The organism is Enterobacter sp. E1, assembly GCF_016809815.1.
Taxonomy (GTDB): Bacteria; Pseudomonadota; Gammaproteobacteria; order Enterobacterales; family Enterobacteriaceae; genus Enterobacter; species Enterobacter adelaidei.
The window spans coordinates 413,612-436,469 of the sequence record NZ_JAFBJM010000004.1; the positions used below are offsets into that span (position 1 = coordinate 413,612).

At 52.1% G+C, this 22,858-nt stretch carries 23 protein-coding genes; 10 read left to right on the forward strand and 13 right to left on the reverse strand.

From position 1 onward, the window contains the following. Positions 1-469: 469 nt before the first annotated feature. The 3 genes from JGF26_RS13745 to mgrB form a co-directional block, all read right to left on the reverse strand. Positions 470-1,459, reverse strand: a complete 990-nt coding sequence (locus JGF26_RS13745; protein WP_128347531.1) for an MBL fold metallo-hydrolase — start codon at positions 1,457-1,459, stop codon at positions 470-472. A gap of 23 nt (positions 1,460-1,482) precedes the next feature. Next, positions 1,483-1,773 (reverse strand): YebO family protein, encoded by a 291-nt coding sequence (locus JGF26_RS13750; RefSeq protein ID WP_028018662.1) that lies wholly within the window; start codon positions 1,771-1,773, stop codon positions 1,483-1,485. Positions 1,774-1,847: 74 nt separating this feature from the next. Beyond that, a complete protein-coding gene (gene mgrB / locus JGF26_RS13755) occupies positions 1,848-1,991 on the reverse strand; it encodes a PhoP/PhoQ regulator MgrB (RefSeq protein ID WP_089598207.1) in 144 nt (47 codons plus the stop codon). A gap of 159 nt (positions 1,992-2,150) precedes the next feature. Here mgrB and JGF26_RS13760 point away from each other — a divergent pair, with 159 nt between their 5' ends. Then, positions 2,151-2,390, forward strand: coding sequence for a YobH family protein (locus JGF26_RS13760; RefSeq protein WP_049008652.1), 240 nt, complete (start codon positions 2,151-2,153; stop codon positions 2,388-2,390). Positions 2,391-2,450: 60 nt separating this feature from the next. Here JGF26_RS13760 and kdgR read toward each other — a convergent pair whose 3' ends face one another. Beyond that, a complete protein-coding gene (kdgR, locus tag JGF26_RS13765; protein WP_028018660.1) occupies positions 2,451-3,242 on the reverse strand; it encodes a DNA-binding transcriptional regulator KdgR in 792 nt (263 codons plus the stop codon). 179 nt (positions 3,243-3,421) lie between these two features. Here kdgR and JGF26_RS13770 point away from each other — a divergent pair, with 179 nt between their 5' ends. After that, complete coding sequence (locus tag JGF26_RS13770; protein WP_134708063.1) at positions 3,422-4,795, forward strand: MFS transporter; 1,374 nt, start codon at positions 3,422-3,424, stop codon at positions 4,793-4,795. A 50-nt stretch (positions 4,796-4,845) separates the two neighbouring features. Here the strand turns inward: JGF26_RS13770 and htpX are convergent, their stop codons facing one another. The 4 genes from htpX to JGF26_RS13790 all read right to left on the reverse strand — a co-directional run bounded on the left by htpX (position 4,846) and on the right by JGF26_RS13790 (position 9,269). Further along, entirely contained in the window at positions 4,846-5,727 is an 882-nt protein-coding gene (gene htpX, locus JGF26_RS13775; RefSeq protein WP_028018658.1) for a protease HtpX, read from the reverse strand. Positions 5,728-5,920: 193 nt separating this feature from the next. Continuing rightward, entirely contained in the window at positions 5,921-7,969 is a 2,049-nt protein-coding gene (prc, locus tag JGF26_RS13780; protein WP_028018657.1) for a carboxy terminal-processing peptidase, read from the reverse strand. Between the two features lie 19 nt (positions 7,970-7,988). Continuing rightward, positions 7,989-8,675: an RNA chaperone ProQ gene (gene proQ, locus JGF26_RS13785; protein WP_028018656.1), complete on the reverse strand. Its 687-nt coding sequence runs from the start codon at positions 8,673-8,675 to the stop codon at positions 7,989-7,991. Between the two features lie 96 nt (positions 8,676-8,771). Further along, positions 8,772-9,269 (reverse strand): GAF domain-containing protein, encoded by a 498-nt coding sequence (locus JGF26_RS13790; RefSeq protein WP_028018655.1) that lies wholly within the window; start codon positions 9,267-9,269, stop codon positions 8,772-8,774. Positions 9,270-9,401: 132 nt separating this feature from the next. On the opposite strand from JGF26_RS13790, the gene yebS reads away from it, so the two are divergent. The 4 genes from yebS (at position 9,402) to JGF26_RS13810 (ending at position 15,152) form a co-directional block, all read left to right on the forward strand. Then, entirely contained in the window at positions 9,402-10,685 is a 1,284-nt protein-coding gene (yebS, locus tag JGF26_RS13795; protein WP_134708062.1) for a membrane integrity lipid transport subunit YebS, read from the forward strand. Continuing rightward, positions 10,654-13,287, forward strand: a complete 2,634-nt coding sequence (locus JGF26_RS13800; protein ID WP_167587190.1) for a PqiB family protein — start codon at positions 10,654-10,656, stop codon at positions 13,285-13,287. Before yebS ends, JGF26_RS13800 begins: the two co-directional genes overlap by 32 nt. 76 nt (positions 13,288-13,363) lie before the next feature. After that, positions 13,364-14,806 carry a 16S rRNA (cytosine(1407)-C(5))-methyltransferase RsmF gene (gene rsmF / locus JGF26_RS13805; protein ID WP_134708060.1) on the forward strand — a complete coding sequence of 481 codons (1,443 nt, stop codon included), beginning with the start codon at positions 13,364-13,366 and terminating at the stop codon, positions 14,804-14,806. Positions 14,807-14,912: 106 nt separating this feature from the next. Further along, positions 14,913-15,152: a YebV family protein gene (locus JGF26_RS13810; RefSeq protein WP_028018652.1), complete on the forward strand. Its 240-nt coding sequence runs from the start codon at positions 14,913-14,915 to the stop codon at positions 15,150-15,152. A gap of 34 nt (positions 15,153-15,186) precedes the next feature. Here JGF26_RS13810 and pphA read toward each other — a convergent pair whose 3' ends face one another. After that, entirely contained in the window at positions 15,187-15,831 is a 645-nt protein-coding gene (gene pphA, locus JGF26_RS13815) for a protein-serine/threonine phosphatase (RefSeq protein ID WP_108089688.1), read from the reverse strand. 176 nt (positions 15,832-16,007) lie between these two features. On the opposite strand from pphA, the gene JGF26_RS13820 reads away from it, so the two are divergent. Next, positions 16,008-16,949, forward strand: a complete 942-nt coding sequence (locus tag JGF26_RS13820; protein WP_049008507.1) for a VirK/YbjX family protein — start codon at positions 16,008-16,010, stop codon at positions 16,947-16,949. A 407-nt stretch (positions 16,950-17,356) separates the two neighbouring features. Here JGF26_RS13820 and JGF26_RS13825 read toward each other — a convergent pair whose 3' ends face one another. From JGF26_RS13825 to yobA, 3 genes are read right to left on the reverse strand one after another with little or no spacing between them, the layout of a single operon-like run. Continuing rightward, on the reverse strand, positions 17,357-17,695 hold the full coding sequence (locus JGF26_RS13825) for a YebY family protein (protein ID WP_134708059.1): 339 nt from the start codon (positions 17,693-17,695) through the stop codon (positions 17,357-17,359). A 16-nt stretch (positions 17,696-17,711) separates the two neighbouring features. Continuing rightward, a complete protein-coding gene (gene copD / locus JGF26_RS13830) occupies positions 17,712-18,581 on the reverse strand; it encodes a copper homeostasis membrane protein CopD (protein ID WP_134708058.1) in 870 nt (289 codons plus the stop codon). 1 nt (position 18,582) lies between these two features. Further along, positions 18,583-18,954 carry a CopC domain-containing protein YobA gene (gene yobA, locus JGF26_RS13835; protein WP_128347527.1) on the reverse strand — a complete coding sequence of 124 codons (372 nt, stop codon included), beginning with the start codon at positions 18,952-18,954 and terminating at the stop codon, positions 18,583-18,585. Between the two features lie 137 nt (positions 18,955-19,091). On the opposite strand from yobA, the gene JGF26_RS13840 reads away from it, so the two are divergent. The 3 genes from JGF26_RS13840 to exoX all read left to right on the forward strand — a co-directional run bounded on the left by JGF26_RS13840 (position 19,092) and on the right by exoX (position 20,771). Next, positions 19,092-19,322 carry a DNA polymerase III subunit theta gene (locus JGF26_RS13840; protein ID WP_028018646.1) on the forward strand — a complete coding sequence of 77 codons (231 nt, stop codon included), beginning with the start codon at positions 19,092-19,094 and terminating at the stop codon, positions 19,320-19,322. 111 nt (positions 19,323-19,433) lie between these two features. Next, on the forward strand, positions 19,434-20,084 hold the full coding sequence (locus JGF26_RS13845; protein WP_028018645.1) for a carbon-nitrogen hydrolase family protein: 651 nt from the start codon (positions 19,434-19,436) through the stop codon (positions 20,082-20,084). A 24-nt stretch (positions 20,085-20,108) separates the two neighbouring features. Then, positions 20,109-20,771, forward strand: a complete 663-nt coding sequence (gene exoX, locus JGF26_RS13850) for an exodeoxyribonuclease X (RefSeq protein ID WP_028018644.1) — start codon at positions 20,109-20,111, stop codon at positions 20,769-20,771. Here exoX and ptrB read toward each other — a convergent pair. Further along, the gene (gene ptrB, locus JGF26_RS13855; RefSeq protein WP_134708057.1) at positions 20,768-22,828 is read right to left on the reverse strand and encodes an oligopeptidase B; all 2,061 of its coding nucleotides are present in this window, start codon (positions 22,826-22,828) and stop codon (positions 20,768-20,770) included. The two genes, exoX and ptrB, sit on opposite strands and share 4 nt — an antisense overlap. Positions 22,829-22,858: the final 30 nt, after the last annotated feature.

Sequence of the window (22,858 nt, forward strand, 5' to 3'; positions counted from 1 at the left end):
TGGCAAGCCATTTTTAAACATGTCTCGATCCGCCGCACAAATTCGAACACTGCCTGTCAGGTTTTGCACAATTATGCGCATAACATACAGGCAATTCTACTTCGTTACAGAGACTCAACGTTGCTTTCGCAGTCGCTGTAATCTAAGACTTTTTTAACATAGCTCAATCATTCCAGTGCGTCCAGCAGCCGGGAAAAGAAATCTTCAAAATTGATTGAGTTAGAACAATTTGTGAAAACTTATGCTTAAATCATTGTAACGACACGGCATTGTTTCGCAGAAAATACAATGTTAATAACCTGCAGTTGACTGTATTAAAATTCATCAGCTAATAAGCCGTGTTATGCACCAAAATAATGAAATTTTTATGACTCTGCATCAAAACAAGGCAAGCAAAACGTTTCGATAAAAATAAAATATTCATTATCGCGTTCACATACAGAATATATGCAACAATTTATCGCTTCGTTTATAAGGATAAATATTCACCAATTTTCAGTATCCTTAAAGAACTATCAACTGGTGCTAAATTATCTAGCGCAACCGTTAACTCCCTCACTGGGTCATCCAGCGCATCATCTGCCAGTTCAAACACGCCCCAGTGAATAGGAAACGCCAGAGGGCAGCCCAACTGTTGCCATAACGCAACGGCAGATTGAGGGTCCATATGATGTACAGCCATGAACCATCGTGGGGCATAAGCTCCGATAGGTAATGCAGCAGCGTCAATTCTCCCCAAACGCTCCGGTATCAATAGCAACTCAGGCGAATAACCTGTATCACCGCTGAACCAGAAACGGTGATGCCGCCCCTCAAAGACCCAGCCGCACCACAAGGTGCGATTTCGATTCCAGGGTGTTCGCATACTCCAGTGCTGTGCCGGAACAGCACTCAAGGTTATCCCTTGCCAGGTGAAACTCTGCCACCAGTCGAGCTCAACCACACATCTTGCCCCCCGGCGGCGAAACCAGTCGGCCAGACCTAAAGGTACAAACAGACTCACGTCAGGGAAGCGTTTAAGGATCCGACGGATAGTTGCGTCATCAAGATGATCGTAATGATTATGGGAGATAACGACGGCATCAAGCTGATGAAGTTGATCGACAGAAAGTACCGGAGGGGTCTTACGTTGTGGTCCCAGAAATGAGAGCGGAGAGGCACGCTGTGAGAAAACCGGGTCAGTGAGGAGAATATTGCCGTCTATCTGCAGCAGCACACTCGCGTGTCCCAGCCACCATACCCCATCCTCATGAGGTTGCATAAGATCAACCGGTTGCCACCACTGACGTATAAAATCCTCATAACCGAGTGCGGGCGGTCTGGGCAAACCGGCCTCTTTACGCGCTTTTCGCCAGCGCTCAAGGTCACCGGGCTGATGCCCGACAGGACGGGTATTACGGAAACCATTCGGCGTGTGATGTTTCAGGGAGGGGTCATACCAGGGATTTTTCCAGACCACAGCCACCTCCCAGGACAAAAAGATTAACGCTCAGCCACCAGGCGGATAAAGTCGTCTTCGTCTTTGTCGTCTTCAGCGACAGCGTCTTTCGGCGCGTCTTTCTCTTCCGGTTCGTTAGCCTCACACAGACGGCGTAACAACGCATTTTGACGTTTTTGCTGATCGAGCAGCGCTTCAAGCAGTTCGATCTGCTCGTTAGTACGTGAACTGGCCCGGTTAACGAAAAACCAAATGACCAGCCCCACAAGCAGAACGACCAAAGAAATCATCAAGGATGCCACATTCAGCAGCCCTGAATTCAGTAACTCACCCATTTCACCACCTCAATAAAAACGTCTATTTTACCACTGGCGCGAAGGAAGGAAATCACCTTGAGAAAAAATGCGTGTTACCACGGAATAAACTTATTTATTGCGCAAACGCCGCTAAAGAACTGTACATCCTGATCGCACATCACATTGATGGTCTGCGTCCATAGCACCACGCACGCTACCAGCACGATAACCAGAATTACCCAGCGTATTTTTTTCACTCCACACTCCGTCAAAAGACCTGATGTAACCAGGTTATCACGGTTATCTTAAACAAGGGCTAACTGTACCGACATCAAGCCTTTTTCAGAATCATGCACTTGTTTCATTACGTAAACCGTTTACGCTTGCTTAATGATAACAACGATAAAGAGGCATTGATGCGCTTAATCATTCGAACAATTGTTGTACTGGCCATCGTCTGGATTGGCCTTCTGTTAACCGGTTATGGTGTGCTGGTGGGAAGCACTGAAAACGCAGCAGGATTAGGCATTCAGTGTAAATATTTAACAGCACAAGGAGTAAGCACCGCGCAGTATCTGCATACTGACAGCGGAATCATTGGCCTGACTAATTGCCCGGTACTGCGTAAAACATCCGTCGTGATCGATAATGGCTAATCAGCCAGGTTAACTGCAAAAGCGCCGCAGCACTCGCGGCGTTTTTTATGCTAACGAGGATTAAAACGGATAGTCGTGATACCCCATCTGCTCGGAAATCTTACGTGCTGCGGTGTGCAGAATAGCCACATACTCGTGCAGTCGCTCCTCAGAGAAGCGCAACGTCGGGAAGGAAATACTAAGCCCCGCAATCACGACGCCAAAGCGGTCAAATACCGGAACACCAATACAGCGCAGCCCCTCTTCCTGCTCTTCGTTATCTTCGCCATAGCCTTGCTCACGCACCTTGTCGAGCACGGTTAACAGCGCATCCGTGCTGGTAATGGTTCGTGCCGTACTGCGTTTGTACTCCACGCCATCAAGGATCTGTTTCACTTCTTCACGATCGCGCCACGCCAGCAGAACCTTACCAATGGCAGTACTATAGAGTGGGTTACGGCGGCCAATGCGTGAATACATACGCAGGTTGTACATGGAGTCGATTTTATGGATGTAAACAATACTGTCTTCATCCAGTGCCCCCAGGTGGATGGTCTCTTTGGTCAGACGGGAGATTTCACGCATCTGAATATCCGCGCTGCGGATCAGGTCAACATTTTGCAGCGCACGGGCACCCAGTTCGAAGAGTTTCAGCGTCAGAGAGTATTTTTCAGACTCGCCTTCCTGCGCAACGTAGCCCAGTGACTTCATGGTTTGCAAAAAACGATAAACGGTGCTTTTCGACATCATCACACGCTGCGACAACTCTGTAATACCAATTTCACGCTCTTCCCCAAGCGCCTGTAAGATGCCAAACACCTTCAGCACGGAAGAAACAGAATCTGGCTGTTTATCCAAATCCGCAATTGCCATTTACCACCTCATAGAGAGTGTTTTATAAAAATCAGAATCGGTTTTTATTATAAGTTCCCGTCATGTCACCTGCAATCAATCCGCGTTTACTTCGTTACAAATCTGCGACATATCGCGGCTGTAACAATGCTAAAATAGTTACCCTGAGAATAATTTCACGCTGAGCTTTTTTAATCCTAATGGAAAAGACCCTTTCCGATGGCCTGCCTTTACCCCAGCGGTATGGCGCTATAGCGACCATCATTATCGGTATCTCAATGGCCGTCCTTGACGGCGCAATTGCGAATGTGGCCCTGCCAACCATCGCCAGCGACCTGCATGCCTCCCCTGCCAGTTCGATATGGATAGTTAACGCCTATCAGATTGCAATTGTTATTTCCCTGCTCTCGTTCTCTTTTATGGGCGATATGTTTGGCTACCGTCGGGTTTATCAATGCGGTCTGGTGGTTTTCACCTTCACCTCATTGTTATGTGCCCTTTCTGATTCGCTACATACCCTGACACTTGCACGTATTGCACAAGGTTTTGGCGGTGCAGCGCTCATGAGTGTTAACACAGCGTTGATCCGCTTAATTTATCCGCAGCGTCATCTGGGACGCGGCATGGGGATAAACTCGTTTATTGTTGCGGTCTCTTCTGCCGCCGGGCCAACCATTGCAGCAGCCATTCTTTCCGTCGCGTCCTGGCAATGGCTGTTCGCCATAAACGTGCCGCTGGGCATCGTGGCTATCTTCTTTGCCCTACGCTTTCTTCCCGCTAACGGCCCCAAAAGTACAATGCCGCGCTTCGACGTCGTGAGCGCGGTAATGAATGCCCTCACCTTTGGTCTGCTGATTACTGCCCTGAGCGGTTTTGCACAGGGACAATCCCTGATGCTTACCGGCGCGGAACTCATCGTCTTGCTGGTGACAGGTTTCTTCTTTGTTCGCCGTCAGCTCACGCTTCCTGTGCCGTTACTGCCAGTTGACCTGCTGCGCATTCCCCTCTTTTCGCTCTCCATTTGCACATCTGTCTGCTCATTCTGCGCCCAGATGCTGGCCCTGGTCTCTCTGCCTTTCTTCCTGCAAAGCGTAGTGGGACGCTCTGAAGTGGAGACCGGGCTGTTGTTAACCCCATGGCCGCTGGCTACGATGGTAATGGCACCGCTGGCGGGTTACTTGATTGAACGCGTCCATGCCGGTTTATTAGGTGCTCTGGGGCTGGCTGTGATGGCAACAGGCCTTTTCGCGCTGGCACTACTGCCGTCATCGCCTTCCGATCTCGACATCATCTGGCGCATGATCCTGTGCGGAGCCGGGTTTGGCCTGTTCCAGTCGCCTAACAATCACACCATTATTACCTCAGCGCCGCGTCATCGCAGTGGAGGGGCCAGCGGTATGTTAGGCACCGCGCGTCTGTTAGGGCAAAGCAGCGGTGCTGCTCTGGTCGCTCTGATGTTTAACCTTGCCGGGCAAAACGGTAATCACATTGCGCTCCTTAGCGCAGGAGCCCTTGCTACCCTCGCGGCTATCGTCAGCGGTCTGCGCATTACCCAGCCCAGAGCCCAGGCATAAAAAAAGCCGGGCGGAGTCTTCTCCTGCCCGGCTTATTGCGGTTCTTCGCGTTACTTCATGTATTCCCCACTACGCAGCGCTTCGATACGTTTATCCAGCGGCGGGTGAGACATAAACATTTCACTCAGTGACTTCGATTTACCGTTAATACAGAAGGCCATCATGCTGTTCGCTTCCTGCGGCTCGTAACTGGTTTTCAGACGCTGCAGCGCAGCAATCATTTTCTCACGCCCAACCAGTTTTGCGGAGCCGGCATCCGCGTGGAATTCGCGGTGACGGGAGAACCACATGGTGATAATGCTTGCCAGAATACCGAACACCAGCTCCAGTACCATGGAAACTGCGAAGTAGATCAGCGGATTACCGTTGCTCTCTTCACCTTCGTCGCGGTTGCCACCCATAAAGCCTGCAGCAATCTGCGCCAGAATACGGGAGATAAAGATAACGAAAGTGTTCACCACGCCCTGAATCAGGGTCATGGTCACCATGTCACCATTTGCGATATGGCTGATTTCGTGAGCGATAACCGCTTCGGCTTCATCACGGCTCATGTTCTGTAACAACCCGGTGCTGACGGCAACCAGGGATGCATCACGACGAGCACCCGTAGCGAACGCATTAATGTCCGGCGCGTGATAAATAGCGACCTGCGGCATGGCAATCCCAGCCTGACGGGATTGCTGAGCAACCGTATTCATCAGCCACTGTTCCATATCGTTACGCGGCTGTTCAATAACCTCACCACCTACCGATTTCAGTGCCATCCACTTCGACATCAACAGTGAAATGAAAGAGCCACCAAAACCAAACAGCAGCGCCATAATCAACAGACCCTGAACGCTGCTCGACTGAATTCCTGTCAGGCTTAGCACGAGCCCGAAAACCACCATGACCGCAAGGTTGGTGAGCAGGAAGAGCGCGATTCGCATCATAATTTTCTTTTAACCTCAGTTTAACAAAACGCACTATGCGATTACCCACATCGTATGGGTATTGTGGCTATTTTCAAGCATCAGGCGGGCGTAAGTCACCAGAAAGACACAACTTTACACAATTGGAAACCAGCCTGACGGAAGGATGCAGAACAAAAAGAAACAGGCACAATTTCTTGTGCCTGTTGGGAGATTATTTTGCCGGAGCAGGTTGTACGGCAGGTTTCTCTTTTTCAAGATTCGCAAGGTCGAGTGCAATATGCACCGTCTCATCCAGATAAGGATCTGGCTCCTTGTAATCTTTTGGCAGATCGTCCAGTTTCTTGAGCAGAGGCTTACCTTCCCGTTTGAAGCGATCGTTGATACGCGCCAGACGCGTTGCATCGTCTTCGTTGTTCTCTTTTTCACGCTGAGCGTAGTTCAGAGAAACAATATTCCGTTTATCTTTCAGAGCATTGAAACGAGCAATGTCCTTCATGATGTACTGGAATTCCGCATCTTTCGCAATACGGTCATTATGCGCTTTCAGCAGTTCAGGACCAAACTGCGTCATATCACCCGCTTTCACGTAGGTCGCCGCGTTGATGCTGTCCCACGGTAACGCGTTATCTTCAAACTTCTCGCCGGTTTCCGTCTCTTCCGTGCCTGTCGGCATCATGATATCCGGCGTCACGCCTTTACGCTGCGTACTGCCACCGTTCACGCGGTAGAACTTCTGAATAGTGTACTGAACCGAACCCAGCGCAGGCCATTCAGGGCGCAGCATCTGATCGTAAATACGATTCAGAGAGCGATACTGTTGAACGGTGCCTTTACCGAACGTCGGTTCACCCACGATCAACGCACGGCCATAGTCCTGCATTGCGGCAGCAAAGATCTCAGACGCTGAAGCACTGAAACGGTCCACTAAGACCACCAGCGGGCCTTTGTAGTAAACCACACCATCGTTGTCGGCATCTTCACGGACTTTACCGTTGTTATCGCGCACCTGAACCACAGGACCAGATGGAATAAACAGGCCAGAGAGCGAAACCGCTTCCGTCAGCGCACCGCCGCCGTTACTGCGCAGGTCGATGATAATGCTGCTAACGTTCTGCTTCTCAAGCTTCTGCAGCTGCACTTTCACATCGTCGGTCAGCCCTACGTAGAAGCCCGGGATATCCAGGACACCCACCTTCTCTTTACCCACGGTTTTCACCGACATTTTCACCGCGCGGTCTTCCAGACGGATACGCTCACGGGTCAGGGTAACAATACGGGTTTTAGTGCCTTTTCCTGCAGGCAGCACTTCCAGACGAACCTTGCTGCCTTTCGGGCCTTTAATCAGCGCCACCACATCATCAAGACGCCAGCCGATCACATCAACCATGTTCTGACCGGTTTGTCCCACACCCACAATGCGATCGCCTACGCTTATCGCTTTGCTTTTGGATGCCGGGCCACCCGCGACCATCGAATTGATCACGGTATAATCATCATCCATCTGCAGCACCGCGCCGATACCTTCGAGAGACAGGCTCATTTCAGTATTGAACTGCTCGGTGTTACGCGGGGAGAGATAGTTGGTATGCGGATCGATTTCGTGAGCAAAGGCAGTCATTGCCAGTGAGAAGACATCCTCACTGTTGGTCTGCGCCAGACGACGAATAGCAAATTTGTAACGACGCGTCAGCGTGTCACGGATCTCTTTTTCATCTTTGCCGGTGAGCTTAAGGCTCAGTTCGTCATATTTAACTTTTCCGTCCCACAGCGCATTCAACTCGGCTTCATCTTTCGGCCAGGGTGCTTTACTGCGATCCAGATTAAAGGTGTCATTGCCGGTGAAGTCCATCGGACGTTCCAGCACTTTCAGCGCGTACTGATAACGTTCAAAGCGGCGCTTTTGCGACAGGTTATAGAGATCGTAGAACAGATCCAGCTTGCCTGAACGCAACTCGTCACCCACCTCAGATTTACGCTTAGCGAACTGCTCGACATCGCTGGCGAGCAAAACGTTATGGCTGTAATCCAGCAAGTTCAGATAGCGGTCAAAGATTTTGGCCGAAAAGGCCTGATCGAGATCGAACTGACGATAGTGCGAACGGGTGAAACGTGAGGTTACGCGCTCGCTCACCGTTGCGTGCTGCGTCTCTTCCTTAAGAACCGGAATTTGATCAACACGCGTGATATCGTCCACTGCGAAAGCGTGACCTGTTATGGCAAACAGGCCCGCCAGCGCGGTGAGCTTAAAAAAAGTGTTCATGCCAGGCTTGGCCTCCGTTTCAGAACAACAAGTGTTCTGCGCGTACAATCATTGACATACCAGAAGTCAGCTGTACACGAACGCCATCTTTGGTGATTTCCAGTACAGTGGCGTCCATAGCATTGTTACCCGCTTTTACCTTCAGCGCCTGACCAACGCTCAGGGCGTTAATGTCTGAAACCGGGGTATGACGCGGCTCTTCACGAGGGGCGCGCGGGGCTTTCGCTGCAGGTTTGTCAGCACGCGGTTTGCGATCGTTATTATCATTACGACGCGGTGCAGGGCGTGGTTTACGCTCACGACGAGGCGCTTCTTCCTGGCCGTTTGCCGCTGCGGCTTCGCGTTTTTTCGCTTGCTGTTCAGCACGTTGTGCCTGAACGCGAGCTTTGGCTTCTTCCAGCTGTTTACGCGCGTGTTCAACGTGCTGCTCATCCAGCTCACCACAAGGGTTGCCATCGAGATCCACGCGAGTCGCGCCCGGTTTGATACCGTACAGGTAACGCCAGCTCGAAGTATAAAGACGTAAGGCGGAACGCAGCTGAGTTTTGCTGAGGTTCATTTCCCCCTCAACACGTGCCACCAGATCCTGAAAAATACCGACTTTCAGGGGACGAGCTTCACCTTCAGCACTGAAGCACTGTGGGAAACGCTCGGCCAGAAATGCGATAACTTCTTTACTGCTATTCAACTTAGGTTGATTTTCCATGAAATTTCCTGATTACAACGGACGTTGCCAACAAGCGCAGGCATGAACAGGCGTCATTATAATGACGCTATCAGTAAATGCTACGTTATCCGTTGATTATCCTGCGACGCTCGCAAAGAATTTTTGATAATCGGTTGCAGCGAGAACGTTTTCCAGGTTTGCCACCAGCTCGCGCAGTCCCTGTTCGTCCTCGGCTGTAAAGCGACTGAAGACCGTGCTGTCGATATCCAGAACGCCAATAATCTGATTTTTTACCACCAGTGGCAGAACGATTTCAGAATTACTTGCAGCGTCGCAGGCAATATGTCCGTCAAACGCATGAACGTCTTCCACACGCTGTACCTGATTCTCGGCGACCGCGGTACCACACACACCACGCCCTACCGGGATACGTACGCAGGCCAGCTTGCCCTGGAATGGCCCCAGCACCAGTGTTTCACCTTCCAGAAGGTAAAATCCAGCCCAGTTAACGTCACTGAGACGTTCAAACAGCAATGCGCTAGTATTTGCCAGAGTGGCTAAGAAGCTGGTCTCGCCCGCCATCAATGCCTTAAAATCGCGGTTCAGATCCGCGTAGAATTCTGTTTTGTTCATTATTCAATCACTTAGTTGTCTTACAAAATTACCGCATAGCCTATTAAAATAAGCATTAAATGCGCTCATGCTCAAGATGAATCAGTTCATGAGTTATTATAACTTTCAACAATACTTATTTGTGCGCAGCTGATGGCCTTAAAAACAACCAAAATTACGCCGACAAAAAAGATAACTGTCCATACGGTAAGCGAAGCTTTGCCTCGTGCACATTATCAGCGTTGCCCCCAGTGCGATACGCTTTTTATGTTGCCGAAGATGAAATCGCACCAAAGTGCCTTTTGTCCCCGCTGCGATGCCAAAATTCGTGACGGCCGCGACTGGTCTTTGACCCGCCTCGCCGCCATGGCCGTCACGATGCTGCTTCTGATGCCTTTCGCGTGGAGCGAGCCGCTCCTCAAACTCTATCTGCTTGGTGTACGCATTGATGCCAACGTTCTACAGGGTATCTGGCAGATGACCCGGCAGGGTGATCCGGTAACTGCAGCGATGGTGCTTTTTTGCACCGTTGGCGCGCCGCTGGTCCTGGTCGCGGCGATTGCGTATTTATGGCTCGGCAACATTCTGGGTATGAACCTGCGACCGGTGTTGCTGATGCTGGATAAACTCAAAGAGTGGGTCATGCTGGATATCTATCTTGTGGGTGTTGGCGTGGCGTCAATTAAAGTGCAGGACTACGCGTTTCTGCAGCCAGGCGTCGGACTCTTTGCTTTTATCTGCCTGGTATTGCTCAGTATCCTGACGCTCATCCACCTGAACGTCGAACAGCTTTGGGAGCGTTTTTATCCTCAGCGCCCAGCCACACGCCCGGATGAGAACCTCCGTGTCTGTATGGGTTGCCACTACACCGGGCTGCCCGACGCGCGTGGCCGCTGTCCACGCTGCCATATTCCTTTGAGACTGCGGCGCAACAACAGTCTGCAAAAATGCTGGGCCGCACTGATTGCCTCTATTGTGTTTCTGATCCCGGCCAATATGCTGCCGATTTCCATTATTTACGTGAATGGCGCACGCCAGGAAGATACCATCCTCTCCGGCATTATTTCCCTTGCGCACAGCAATGTGGGGGTGGCTGCCATCGTCTTTATTGCCAGTATCCTGGTGCCGTTTACCAAAGTGGTGGTGATGTTTACGTTACTTATCAGCATTCACTTTAAATGTGAGCAGGGGTTACGTACCCGTATCCTGCTTTTGCGGTTCGTCACCTGGATTGGTCGCTGGTCGATGTTGGATCTGTTCGTGATTTCGTTGATGATGTCGCTGATTAATCGTGACCAGTTACTTGCTTTTACAATGGGACCCGCGGCTTTTTATTTCGGCTCAGCGGTGATATTGACTATTCTTGCTGTGGAATGGCTGGATAGCCGCTTACTTTGGGATGCACATGAGTCAGGAAACCCCCGCTTCGCCGACTGAAGCGAGAATTAAAACAAAACGCCGCATTTCGCCATTCTGGCTGCTGCCTGTCATCGCCCTGATGATTGCGGGCTGGCTTATCTGGACGAGCTATCAAGATCGCGGGAGTACGGTCACCATTGATTTCCAGACCGCCGACGGTATCGTCGCCGGGCGAACACCCGTTCGCTTCCAGGGGGTTGAAGTAGGTACGGTTCAGGACATCTCCCTTGGAAAAGGGCTGAACAAGATTCAGGTGCGGGTCAGTATTAAATCAGACATGCAGGATGCCCTGCGCAGCGAAACGCAATTCTGGCTGGTCACGCCGAAGGCCTCTCTGGCGGGTGTTTCCGGTCTGGATGCACTGGTGGGCGGTAACTATATCGGTATGATGCCAGGTAAAGGTGAACCGCAGGATCACTTTGTTGCCCTGGATACTCAGCCCAAGTACCGCCTTAACAACGGCGATTTGATGATCCATCTGCAGGCGCCGGATCTCGGTTCTCTGAACAGTGGCTCACTGGTTTATTTCCGTAAAATCCCGGTGGGTCGCGTTTACGATTACGCCATCAACCCGAATAAACAGGGTGTCACCATTGATGTGCTGATCGAGCGCCGCTTTACCAATCTGGTTAAAAAGGGCAGCCGTTTCTGGAACGTATCCGGCGTGGATGCCGATCTCAGTCTGAGCGGTGCAAAGGTGAAACTGGAGAGTTTGGCTGCGCTGGTGAATGGCGCCATTGCCTTTGATTCCCCTGAAAACTCAAGCCCTGCCACCGCTGATGACTCGTTCGGATTGTACGTTGACCTGGCGCACAGCCAGCGCGGCGTGATTATCAAACTTGTCCTGCCTGACGCGAAGGGGCTTAAAGCCGGTTCAACACCGCTGATGTATCAAGGGTTGCAGGTCGGTCAGCTTACCAAAATGACGCTCAACCCGGGCGGCTCGGTCACCGGCGAAATGACTGTTGATCCGAGCGTGGTCGATCTTCTGCGCGAGAAGACGCGTATTGAAATGCGCAGTCCAAAGCTATCACTCAACGATGCCAGTATCAGTAGTCTGCTGACGGGAAATACGTTTGAGCTGGTGCCCGGTGAAGGTCAGCCCAGCAATAGCTTTGTGATTGCCCCGGCCGACAAAGCCTTGTTGCAAAAGCCGGGTGTCGTGACGGTCACGCTGAATGCGCCAGAAAGCTACGGTATTGAAGCCGGCCAGCCGTTGATTTTGCACGGTGTTCAGGTAGGACAAGTTCTTGAGCGTACGCTTACCGAGAACGGCGTGAGCTTCTCGGTCGCCATTGACCCGCAATACAGCAACCTGGTCCATGGCGACAGTAAGTTTGTGGTTAACAGTCGTGTCGACGTGAAAGTAGGTCTGGACGGGGTGGAGTTCCTCGGCGCCAGCGCCAGCGAATGGGTCAACGGCGGGATCCGCATTCTGCCGGGCGATAAAGGCCCTGTGCGTGACAGCTACCCGCTGTATGCCAACCTGGATAAAGCGATTGAAAACAGCCTGAGCGATCTTCCTACCACTACGCTGACATTAAGCGCCGAAACATTGCCGGACGTTCAGGCAGGCTCCGTTGTGCTGTATCGCAAATTTGAGGTCGGGGAAGTGATCACCGTTCGCCCTCGCGCGGACGCATTTGATATCGAGCTGCATATCAAGCCGGAGTATCGCAAGCTGTTGACGCCAAACAGCGTCTTCTGGGCTGAAGGCGGTGCAAAAGTTCAGCTCAACGGTAACGGGCTGACGGTGCAGGCCTCCCCGCTTTCACGCGCGCTGCGTGGGGCAATTAGTTTCGATAACCTCAGCGGTGCAGGTGCGAATCTGCGCAAAGGGGATAAGCGTATTCTCTTCCCGTCCGAAACCGCAGCACGTGCCGTTGGCGGGCAGATTACCCTGCACGCTTTTGATGCGGGAAAACTGGCTGAAGGGATGCCAATCCGTTACCTGGGTATTGATATCGGGCAGATCCAGAAGCTGACGCTGATCACCTCGCGTAACGAGGTGCAGGCCACCGCCGTGCTCTACCCGGAATATGTACAGACGTTCGCCCGCACCGGTTCGCGCTTCTCGGTGGTGACGCCGCAAATCTCGGCCGCAGGCGTTGAGCACCTCGACACCATCCTGCAGCCGTATATCAACGTCGAGCCTGGCCAGGGCAATGCCCGTCGTGATTTTGAGCTGCAGGAAGCCACAATCACTGATTCGCGCTATCTTGATGGTCTGAGCATTGTGGTGGAGGTACCAGAAGCTGGTTCGCTCAGCATCGGCACGCCAGTACTGTTCCGCGGTATTGAGGTGGGCACAGTGACCGGTCTGACGCTCGGGACGCTCTCCGACCGCGTGATGGTGGCGTTACGGATCAGCGAACGTTACCAGCATCTGGTGCGAAATAACTCGGTATTCTGGCTGGCTTCCGGCTATTCGCTGGACTTTGGCCTGACGGGGGGTGTCGTGAAAACCGGTACCTTCAACCAGTTTATTCGCGGTGGGATTGCGTTTGCCACACCACCGGGCACACCGCTGGCACCGAAAGCGCAACCGGGTAAACACTTCCTGCTGCTCGAAAGTGAACCGAAAGAGTGGCGTGAATGGGGAACTGCCCTGCCGCGTTAATCTCAGGGCTCCGGTGTCAACGCGCCGGAGCCTTTATGCTACACTGCGCACCTGAACTTTTCCCTGTGGTGTACCCGTGGCTCAAAACTCCGTATTTCTTCCTGAACAATTCCTCGCGCAAATGCGTGAGGCGCTTCCTTCTCACCTGTCGTTAGACGATTTTATCGCCGCCTGTCAGCGTCCGTTGCGCCGAAGTATTCGCGTCAATACGCTAAAAATCAGCGTCGGGGATTTTCTCGCGCTGGTCGCACCGTACAACTGGCAACTGACGCCAGTACCATGGTGTGCTGAAGGGTTCTGGATCGAGCGTGATGACGAAGATGCCGTGCCGCTGGGAAGTACCGCCGAGCATCTGAGCGGGCTGTTTTATATTCAGGAAGCCAGTTCAATGCTGCCGGTTGCCGCGTTGTTCGCCGATGACAACGCGCCTGAGCGGGTGATGGATGTGGCCGCGGCACCCGGGTCGAAAACCACGCAGATTGCCGCCCGGATGGGTAACCAGGGGGCAATTCTTGCCAATGAGTATTCCGCCAGCCGCGTCAAAGTGTTGCATGCCAACATCAGCCGCTGCGGTATTCATAATGTTGCCCTGACACACTTCGACGGGCGCGTGTTCGGTGCTGCCCTGCCGGAAGCCTTTGATGCTATTCTGCTGGATGCTCCCTGCTCCGGGGAAGGAGTGGTACGTAAAGATCCTGATGCGTTAAAGAACTGGTCTGTTGAAAGCAACCTTGAGATCGCTGCTACCCAGCGTGAGCTGATCAACAGCGCATTTCATGCACTGCGGCCAGGCGGCACGTTGATTTACTCCACCTGCACACTGAACCGGGATGAAAACGAAGACGTCTGTCTGTGGCTGAAGGCGCAATATCCCGATGCCGTCGAGTTTCTGCCGCTCAACGATCTGTTCCCCACGGCAAAAGAGGCCATCACGCCTGAAGGATTCCTGCATGTTTTCCCGCAGATCTATGACTGTGAAGGTTTTTTTGTTGCCCGACTGCGTAAAGCTGTCGCCGTTGATCCCCTGCCCGCTCCAACGTTTAAGGTCGGCAATTTCCCGTTCACACCGCTGAAAGGCCGAGAGGCCGAGCAGGTCACCCTCGCCGCCAGAAAAGCCGGGCTTTCCTGGGATGAAACGCACCATCTCTGGTTACGTGAGAAAGAGATTTGGCTTTTCCCGGCCAGTATTGAACCGCTTATTGGCAAAGTACGTTTTTCCCGTATCGGGATCCGTCTGGCGGAAGTTCATAATAAAGGCTATCGCTGGCAGCATGAGGCTGTTATCGCCCTCGCCGGACACGAGAATACGTTCGCGCTGACACATCAGGAAGCCGAAGAGTGGTACCGTGGTCGCGATGTTTATCCTGCCAGTACGCCATCGAATGATGAAGTTGTGGTTACGTATCAGGGATACCCGTTGGGGCTGGCTAAAAAAGTGGGCTCACGACTGAAGAACAGCTATCCGCGTGAACTGGTGCGAGATGGTCGGCTGTTTACCGGTAACGATCGCACCGCCTGAAAAAAAGCGCATTTTTTTACTGGCGATTTCGCTCTCCTTGTCTACGATCAAAAATGGATGGCCGCACTGGTCATACCAGATTTTGACAATCGACCCGGAGAGCAATATGACGAAAACCAGCGTGCGTATTGGCGCTTTTGAGATCGACGACGCAGAACTGCGCGGCGAAATACAAGGCGATCGAACGTTAAGTATTCCCTGCAAATCCGACCCGGATTTGTGTATGCAACTCGATGCCTGGGATGCGGACATCAGCGTCCCGGCAATTCTTGATGGCGAACACTCTGTCCTTTACCGTGAGCATTACGATAGCAAAACTGATGCCTGGGTCATGCGCCTTGCCTGACCTAAAGAGAACCCGCCCGAAGGCGGGTTATTTATTACTGCAGTTGTGCCAGCGTAAAGTAACCGTCAAAAACAGCCCCCGTGTCGATATAGTGTAAATTATCAAAATCATACCTTCGGTCGACAGGCGTATGTCCGAACCAGAAATGATCCGCTCCGCGAATTCCCTGCCCTTTACCCACCATAAACCCCATCAACCGATCGCGATCCCATAATACGCGCTGGGCGCTTACCGGTTTTTGCCAGCGGTATTCCTCCGCAGGATAATCAGCATGGGCGATCACATTCAGGCCATTTGCACAGGTGATCTCGATAATATGCGGCAAACTGCGACAGGCATTGAGCAGCGATAGCGCCAGCTGTTGCTGCTCACGTTCAAGGCGTGCAAACCACATTCCGCCATTCATCGTCCAGAGCGCAAAATCATTATTATCCAGGCTGTCGATTGCCATTTGTTCATGGTTGCCGCGCACCGCGCGAAACCATTTTTCATTGATTAGCGCCAGGCATTTAACGCTGTCAGGACCACGATCAATCAAATCCCCGACGGAGATCAGTAAATCCTCGTATGGATTAAAATGACGACGTTTCAGTTCATCCATCAGCCACTGATAACAACCATGAATGTCGCTAACAACCCAGACGTGACGCCACCTCCCACCTTCTAATCGCTGATACATAACACCTCCTGTAGCGAGTATAGTTGCACCAGACTTATCCGGAGAGACGCAATCCAGCAGTGCTTTCCACAAAGCTAAACAAACAGTAAACTAAGGATAAATAAATATTTCACCAGTATTAATCCAGTTTTGCATGCCCCCTAAAATATGCAATGCATAAAATTTGAGGTTTTCCCGTGTCAAATACGCGCCTGCAAGACGATGCAGCACATTCGCATCGTACCCATATCATTTCCGAACTGGTGAAAGGTCAACTCGTCCCAGGCCCTATCTGGCAAAAACGCGAGTATCGACTTAAATTTCTGTTACGTTCGCTGCTTTTCTGGTCTTCAACGCACCGAATGCTCGATGCGCTGGCCCGCCGCGACGATTTTGACCAACTTCTGGCCTCGCAAATCACGCTGCCAAGTAAAACCCATCGTCAGTATCTGATGCGTGGCATGAATGCCAACGCGCGTGCCGACGCTATCATTAGTCATTATCAGTGGATTGACTCTCTGAAAGATGCCGGGCTGGTCAACGCTTTAACTGGCCCCCAGGAGCAATCTATTGTTGAGTTTCATGCAAAAGATGGCGTGAGCTATAACGTCAATGCCATGAACGCCAGTAAAGCGGAGCGCGAAGGCGAGTGTACGCTGTGGCTGCGAGACAATGAAAATACCCTGCTTGCGAGCGTGACCTTTTGCGTCGCCCGGGAAAACGGGGAATATGTGCTGGTGATTGGCGGTCTTCAGGGACCTCGCCGCAGCGTGTCTCGTGATGTGATCAAGCAGGCAACACGAGCCTGCCACGGCCTTTTCCCTAAGCGAGTATTAATGGAGGTGCTTTTCCAGCTGGCAACACTCTCCGGTATCAAAGCGATTTATGCCGTCAGCGATGAAGGGCATATCTTCCGTGCTCTGCGTTATCGCCTGAGTAAAGGCCGTCATTTCCACGCCAGTTACGATGAGTTTTGGGCCTCTATCGACGGTCAAAAGCGCTCAACATTCAGCTGGCAGCTGCCCTTGCAGATGGAACGCAAATCCCTTGAGGAGATTGCCAGTAAAAAACGTGCCGAATATCGCCGTCGCTTTGAACTCCTTGATGAAATTGAGGCATCTGTTAAATCACGCTTCTAAGCACTGCATAGGCTTTCGCTGACTGCGCACAAAAATTTAACAAAACAGGCAAAAAGGGCTGGACTTCCGCATGCTGTGTTGTGTTATGTTTTAGCAAGACACACACAGTGTGCACGCTGTAAAAGAAAGAAGGCGTTGGATTTATTCGTTTACTTTCATACAGATAAAAAGAGACCGAATACGATTCCTGTATTCGGTCCAGGGAAATGGCTCTTGGGAGAGAGCCGTGCGCTAAAAGTTGGCATTAATGCAGGCTAAGTCGCCTTGCCTTTTAAGAATAGATGACGACGCCGAGTTTTCCAGTCCACAGCTAAAGCGGCCTGAAAAAAAGCGTAAGAGCATCATAAAAAGTAAAAAACCGCAGTGCTTTCGCAAGCATCTGCGGTTTTTTATTGGAAACCTGAGCATTAGCAGAGCTTGTCGGCACGCTCGATAAACGGTGCCAGACTCATCTTCCGTCCCGGATGAGCCGGGTCATCAATCTGAATTACGCTGATAGGCTGGCCGCTGCTCTTACCGCTAGCCACCTGCTGCTCTGCGGTCTCATTTAACGGGTATTGCACCAGCGTACTTGGGTTAATCGCATATAATGCATGACCCGGACGGCAAGTCAGCATCACCTCTTCGCGATTGAAAGCCCATTTGTCTTTACCCACTTCAAAACGGCTGACGGTAATCACCTGCGGTGCAGCCAGAGCACTCCCCGTGCAGGCCAGTAGTAAGAGAGAAAGTACTGTCTTTTTCATATGCTATTTAACCTTATCAGAAGGGTTCCCAGGTCGCGAACAGACTGACCGTTGCCAGCACCAGCGTTCCCAGCACCACCTCTGCCTGTGTCATCCTGATAAAAATCTGTTGCGCTTGTCCGGTCTCCGGACGAAACCGTGGCACCAGAAAATACCGATTTGCCAGTGCAATTGCTACCATCAACGCCACCAGCGCACATTTGAACAACAAAAACTGCACGTAGTCAGACTGCCATGGGATCTGGATGCCAGTGATAAACAGCGTGTTGATAATGCCAGTGAGCAGCACACCCGCAACGGCATAATGGCCGACACGCGAGAAACGCATCATGGTGTAGATAGCGGCATTTTGCCAGCGCCCTTTCGCCAGACGCATGCAGAACAGCAGCGGAAGTAATCCGCCAAGCCAGGTTGCGGCACACAGCAGGTGAAAAGCGTGATTAAGACGCTGCAAAGCCCCTGTCGGACCGTCGCTCATCGCCGCGTGCCCTACCCCTGCCAGCAGAATAAGCTGACCCATTGCGAGCAATAACAGCCGGGAACCTTTCAGGGGAGCGAGCCATGCAGCTCCGACAGTAATGGCAGCAAGAATCATTTGCCACAGCCAGACGCTGCCAAACTGCGTCGTCAGCACGCTACGCCAGATCTCCGGGGAAAAGACATCTCCCCAGCCACTGCCCATCAATCCCCCCTGAAACATAAACATCAGGAGTGCAGCACCCAGGCTGATTAAAGACGCCACTTTCTGCTGTAACTGGAAACGCCGGGACATCAGGCGGTGGAGTGAGGAAGGCGCAAACCAGACGCTGTAAAGCGCATTGCCAAAAATGAGCATCAGCGCCCCGAAATGGATAAATCGCAACCCGACATAAAACAGGGCCAGCATGCTATTTCACGCTAAAGTGGTAGCTGCCTTTGGTTTTATGGCCGTCTACGGAGACCACATGCCAGTCGACCTGATAGGTCCCGGGCGTCAGCGGTTGTTCCAGCGGAACCGTCAGCTGAGCGTTGTTCTTTTCGTCTCGTTTAACCGTACCTGTTTTCATAACCTGCTTTTGTGCATCCGTGACCAAGACTCCACTAAAACCAGGTTCGATACCTTCCGAAAAAATCAACGTAAGGAGCTGGGGTGGTGTCACCTGGCTGTCTGCCGCCGGGGTTTGCTGTTTAAGATGAGCATGCGCCAGCACAGAAGGCGTCATGACCAATGATGCCAGAAAGGCAAGCGCGCATACCGCGCGGGAAGTGGTTAGTCCCATCGCAATCATTCCTTTTTGTTATGTCTGTATGCTAAAGAATAACGCTGTATAATAAACGAGTCGAGGATCATCCCGCCTCCGCTTGTCATCATCGTGCAATCGCGGTAACGTTGCCGCCGCATAATAAGGAGAAGGAAATGAAGATCAATCTGGCCACCCTTCCTCAGGACGAGATGGATAAAGTGAATGTCGATCTCGCTGCCGCAGGCGTCGCGTTTAAAGAGCGTTACAACATGCCCATCGTGGCTGAGGTTGTTGAACGTGAACAACCGGCTCATCTGCGCGACTGGTTTCGCGAAAGATTAATTGCCCACCGTCTCGCATCGGTCAACCTCTCTCGTTTGCCCTACGAGCCTAAAGTTAAATAAGCTTAAAAAGTCGTTACACTTCCTTACGCGGAATATGCCAGGATAAGAAAACCCTGATTAATCTAGGTGTATTCTTAAAATCCCTGCGACTCAGTGTATAAGGAAGTCACGATGTCACAATGGAATATTGCCGCAGCCCAGTATACCGGGCAGCATCACAGTGTAGATGACCATGTTGCGCGCCACCTCTGCTTCATCGCCGAAGCAGCACGCCAGCAATGCGATTTGCTGGTATTTCCTGAACTTTCATTAACGGGTTCGGGCACAACGGTATTACCTCCTCCCCCCAGTGATGCGCAGCTTGAACCCCTGCTCGACGCCGCACATTTTTACCAAATTACCCTCATTGCCGGGCTCCCTCTTGAACGGAATGGTCAGCGCCAGAAAGGACTCGCGCTGTTTACGCCTTCCAGCCAGGGTATCCTGCGCTACCCGCAGGGGAGCGGCGCAAGTCTGGTTCCAGGAGATAAACAACTTAGCATCATTGATGCGCATACCGATTCACCCAATCTCGATTCACAGGCGGCGCTGTTTACCAGCTGTCAGTCTGTTGTTGATTATCGCTGGCGGCAGTCCATCAGCACCCTGCAGCGCTTCGCACATAAATATGCGATTGCCGTGTTAATGGCTAATGCGTGTGGCGGCAGCGCGTTATGGGATGAAAGAGGTCAGTTGATTGTCCGCGCGGATAAAGGCGAGCTCTTGCTGACCGGCACGCTCGGCAGACAGGGTTGGCAAGGCGATATCATTCCTTTAGGCTAAGCGTTTTAAGCTCAGGAGTTTTCAATGCTGCGCGTCATCGATACCGAAACTTGCGATCTTCAGGGCGGAATTGTGGAAGTGGCCTCTGTCGATGTGGTAGACGGTAAAATCGTCAACCCAATGAGCCATCTGGTGCGCCCTGATCGCCCCATTAGCCCGCAGGCTATGGCAATCCATCGCATTACCGAATCAATGGTGGCGGATAAGCCGTGGATAGAAGAAATTATTCCACACTATTACGGTAGCCCGTGGTACGTCGCGCATAACGCCAGCTTTGACCGCCGGGTGTTGCCCGAAATGCCAGGGGAATGGATTTGTACTATGAAGCTGGCACGTCGCCTCTGGCCGGGGATCAAATACAGTAATATGGCGCTGTATAAGTCCCGCAAGCTTAGCGTCCGTACACCTGAGGGGCTTCACCATCACCGCGCGTTGTACGACTGCTATATTACCGCCGCGTTACTCATTGATATTATGAATATCTCTGGCTGGACGCCGGATGATATGGCAACGATCACCGGTCGTCCTGCGCTTCTCACCACCTTTACCTTTGGCAAATATCGCGGTAGAGCGGTGTCTGATATTGCGGATAAAGATCCGGGCTATCTGCGCTGGCTTTACAATAACCTCGACAAAATGAGCCCGGAACTGCGCTTAACGCTGAAACACTACCTGGGCGAAGCTTAAGGCTCTTCACCGCCTGGCAGCGTTCCCTGCGCCAGGCCAATCAGGAAGGCATATTCCAGGGCGACGCCTTCATAGGTCTTGAACCGCCCTGATTTTCCTCCATGCCCGGAATCCATATCGGTACAGAGCAGCAACAGATTATCATCGGTTTTTAGCTCCCGCAGTTTTGCCACCCATTTTGCCGGCTCCCAGTACTGCACCTGCGAATCATGCAACCCGGTGGTGACCAGCATGTGCGGATAGGCTTTTGCCTCCACGTTATCGTACGGGCTGTACTCTTTCATATAGCGATAGTAGATCGCATCCTGAGGATTCCCCCACTCTTCGAACTCTCCCGTCGTCAGGGGAATGGATTCATCAAGCATGGTCGTGACCACATCGACAAACGGAACCTGTGCGACAATCCCTTTGAAGCGATCGGGACGCTGGTTGATCACCGCCCCCATCAACATGCCGCCCGCGCTGCCCCCCATCCCAAAACAGAGATGCGGATCCCCGTAGCCTTGCTCAATCAGCGCATCACAAACATCGAGATAGTCATTGAAGGTGTTTTTCTTTTTCAGGAATTTCCCGTCTTCATACCAGTGCTGCCCCAGTTCACCACCGCCGCGCACATGGGCGATAGCGAAAACCAAGCCACGATCGAGCAGACTTAACCTACTGCTGCTGAAATCGGCATCCATGCTTGAGCCGTAGGAACCATAGCCGTAAACCAGCAGTGGGTTTTTCCCTTTCCGGAAATGCGCCTGGTGGTAAACAAGTGAGACCGGAACTTCCACGCCATCGCGGACAGTGACCCACAGGTGCTCGCTGCGGTAGTTCTCAGACTCAAACCCTTTGACCTCGGTCTGCTTAATCACCTGACGCTGCCCGGTATCCATATCCAACTCAAACAACGTGTCCGGCGTGGTCATTGAGGAGTAACCGTAGCGCAACCGAGACGACTCGGGCTCAGGATTGAAACCAATCCACGTTACATAGGCTGGGTCGTCGAACGCAATCCCCACCACCTCCCGGGTTTTTCGGTTGATTTGCCGGATACTGGTCAGCCCGCGCTGACGCTCTTCCACCACCAGCCAGTCGGTAAACAGAGTGAACCCTTCCAGCATCACTTGCTCCCGCGCGGGAATAAGCACCTCCCACTTGCGCTCATCGCGCACTTTGGTTTTATAGAGACCAAAGTTTTTGCCCTCGCGATTAGAGCGCAAATAAAAACTGTGCTGGAAGTGATCCAGACTGTACTCATGATCCTTGCGACGCGGCAGAAAACAGAGCGGCTGGGCATCAGGTAGTTCGGCGTCCAGCAGCAAAACCTCAGACGTCGTCGCGCTGGCGAGGAAAATAATCACATAGTGGCGTGAGGAGGTTTTATGCAGGCTGACATAAAACGTTTCGTCTTTCTCTTCATAGACCAGTTCGTCATCGGCAGAACCCGTCCCTACGGTATGTCGCCACACCTGATAAGGCAGTAGCGTGGACGCATGCTTTTTGACGTAGTAGACGGTCTCGGAATCATTCGCCCAGACAAAATCCGGGGAGACGTTTTCCAGCATTTCAGGATACCAGTTCCCGGTGTCCAGATTGCGAAAACGCAGGCCATACTGACGGCGGGAGAGGTAGTCCTCAGCCAGCGCCATAATCGTGTTGTCAGGTGAAATGGACATGCCGCCCAGCGTATAAAATTCGCTGTGGGCGGCGCGCTGGTTGGCATCCAGTAAAATCTCCCACTCATCCCATTCGGCACTTAACACGGGTTGTCGTTGGTAGATGGGATACTCGTTGCCGGGCTCGTAGATATGACGATAGCGATAGCCATTTTTGGTCCAGGGCGCGGAGATATCATGCTGAGGAATGCGCTGCACCATTTCATTCAGCAGTTGATCCTGAAGTGCCTGCTGGCTGGACATGACCTTGCGGCCATAGTCGTTTTCCTCGTGCAGGTAGTCGAGCACCTCTGGCCGGGAGCGAGAATCGTCCCGTAGCCAGTAATAGTTGTCTATACGCGTATCGCCATGCGTGGTGATCGCATAAGGAGTACGTCGGGCTTTCGGTGGCATGTCATCATTCTTTTAAGTTTTACACCCTAT

What these genes read in the sequence shown, in the direction of transcription:
- JGF26_RS13750 (WP_028018662.1), bottom strand. Translation starts at nt 1,773, where the DNA reads ATGGGTGAGTTACTGAATTCAGGGCTGCTGAATGTGGCATCCTTGATG.
- JGF26_RS13760 (WP_049008652.1), top strand. Translation starts at nt 2,151, where the DNA reads ATGCGCTTAATCATTCGAACAATTGTTGTACTGGCCATCGTCTGGATT.
- kdgR (WP_028018660.1), bottom strand. Translation starts at nt 3,242, where the DNA reads ATGGCAATTGCGGATTTGGATAAACAGCCAGATTCTGTTTCTTCCGTG.
- JGF26_RS13770 (WP_134708063.1), top strand. Translation starts at nt 3,422, where the DNA reads ATGGAAAAGACCCTTTCCGATGGCCTGCCTTTACCCCAGCGGTATGGC.
- htpX (WP_028018658.1), bottom strand. Translation starts at nt 5,727, where the DNA reads ATGATGCGAATCGCGCTCTTCCTGCTCACCAACCTTGCGGTCATGGTG.
- prc (WP_028018657.1), bottom strand. Translation starts at nt 7,969, where the DNA reads ATGAACACTTTTTTTAAGCTCACCGCGCTGGCGGGCCTGTTTGCCATA.
- proQ (WP_028018656.1), bottom strand. Translation starts at nt 8,675, where the DNA reads ATGGAAAATCAACCTAAGTTGAATAGCAGTAAAGAAGTTATCGCATTT.
- JGF26_RS13790 (WP_028018655.1), bottom strand. Translation starts at nt 9,269, where the DNA reads ATGAACAAAACAGAATTCTACGCGGATCTGAACCGCGATTTTAAGGCA.
- yebS (WP_134708062.1), top strand. Translation starts at nt 9,402, where the DNA reads ATGGCCTTAAAAACAACCAAAATTACGCCGACAAAAAAGATAACTGTC.
- JGF26_RS13800 (WP_167587190.1), top strand. Translation starts at nt 10,654, where the DNA reads ATGAGTCAGGAAACCCCCGCTTCGCCGACTGAAGCGAGAATTAAAACA.
- JGF26_RS13810 (WP_028018652.1), top strand. Translation starts at nt 14,913, where the DNA reads ATGACGAAAACCAGCGTGCGTATTGGCGCTTTTGAGATCGACGACGCA.
- pphA (WP_108089688.1), bottom strand. Translation starts at nt 15,831, where the DNA reads ATGTATCAGCGATTAGAAGGTGGGAGGTGGCGTCACGTCTGGGTTGTT.
- JGF26_RS13825 (WP_134708059.1), bottom strand. Translation starts at nt 17,695, where the DNA reads ATGAAAAAGACAGTACTTTCTCTCTTACTACTGGCCTGCACGGGGAGT.
- copD (WP_134708058.1), bottom strand. Translation starts at nt 18,581, where the DNA reads ATGCTGGCCCTGTTTTATGTCGGGTTGCGATTTATCCATTTCGGGGCG.
- yobA (WP_128347527.1), bottom strand. Translation starts at nt 18,954, where the DNA reads ATGGGACTAACCACTTCCCGCGCGGTATGCGCGCTTGCCTTTCTGGCA.
- JGF26_RS13840 (WP_028018646.1), top strand. Translation starts at nt 19,092, where the DNA reads ATGAAGATCAATCTGGCCACCCTTCCTCAGGACGAGATGGATAAAGTG.
- JGF26_RS13845 (WP_028018645.1), top strand. Translation starts at nt 19,434, where the DNA reads ATGTCACAATGGAATATTGCCGCAGCCCAGTATACCGGGCAGCATCAC.
- exoX (WP_028018644.1), top strand. Translation starts at nt 20,109, where the DNA reads ATGCTGCGCGTCATCGATACCGAAACTTGCGATCTTCAGGGCGGAATT.
- ptrB (WP_134708057.1), bottom strand. Translation starts at nt 22,828, where the DNA reads ATGCCACCGAAAGCCCGACGTACTCCTTATGCGATCACCACGCATGGC.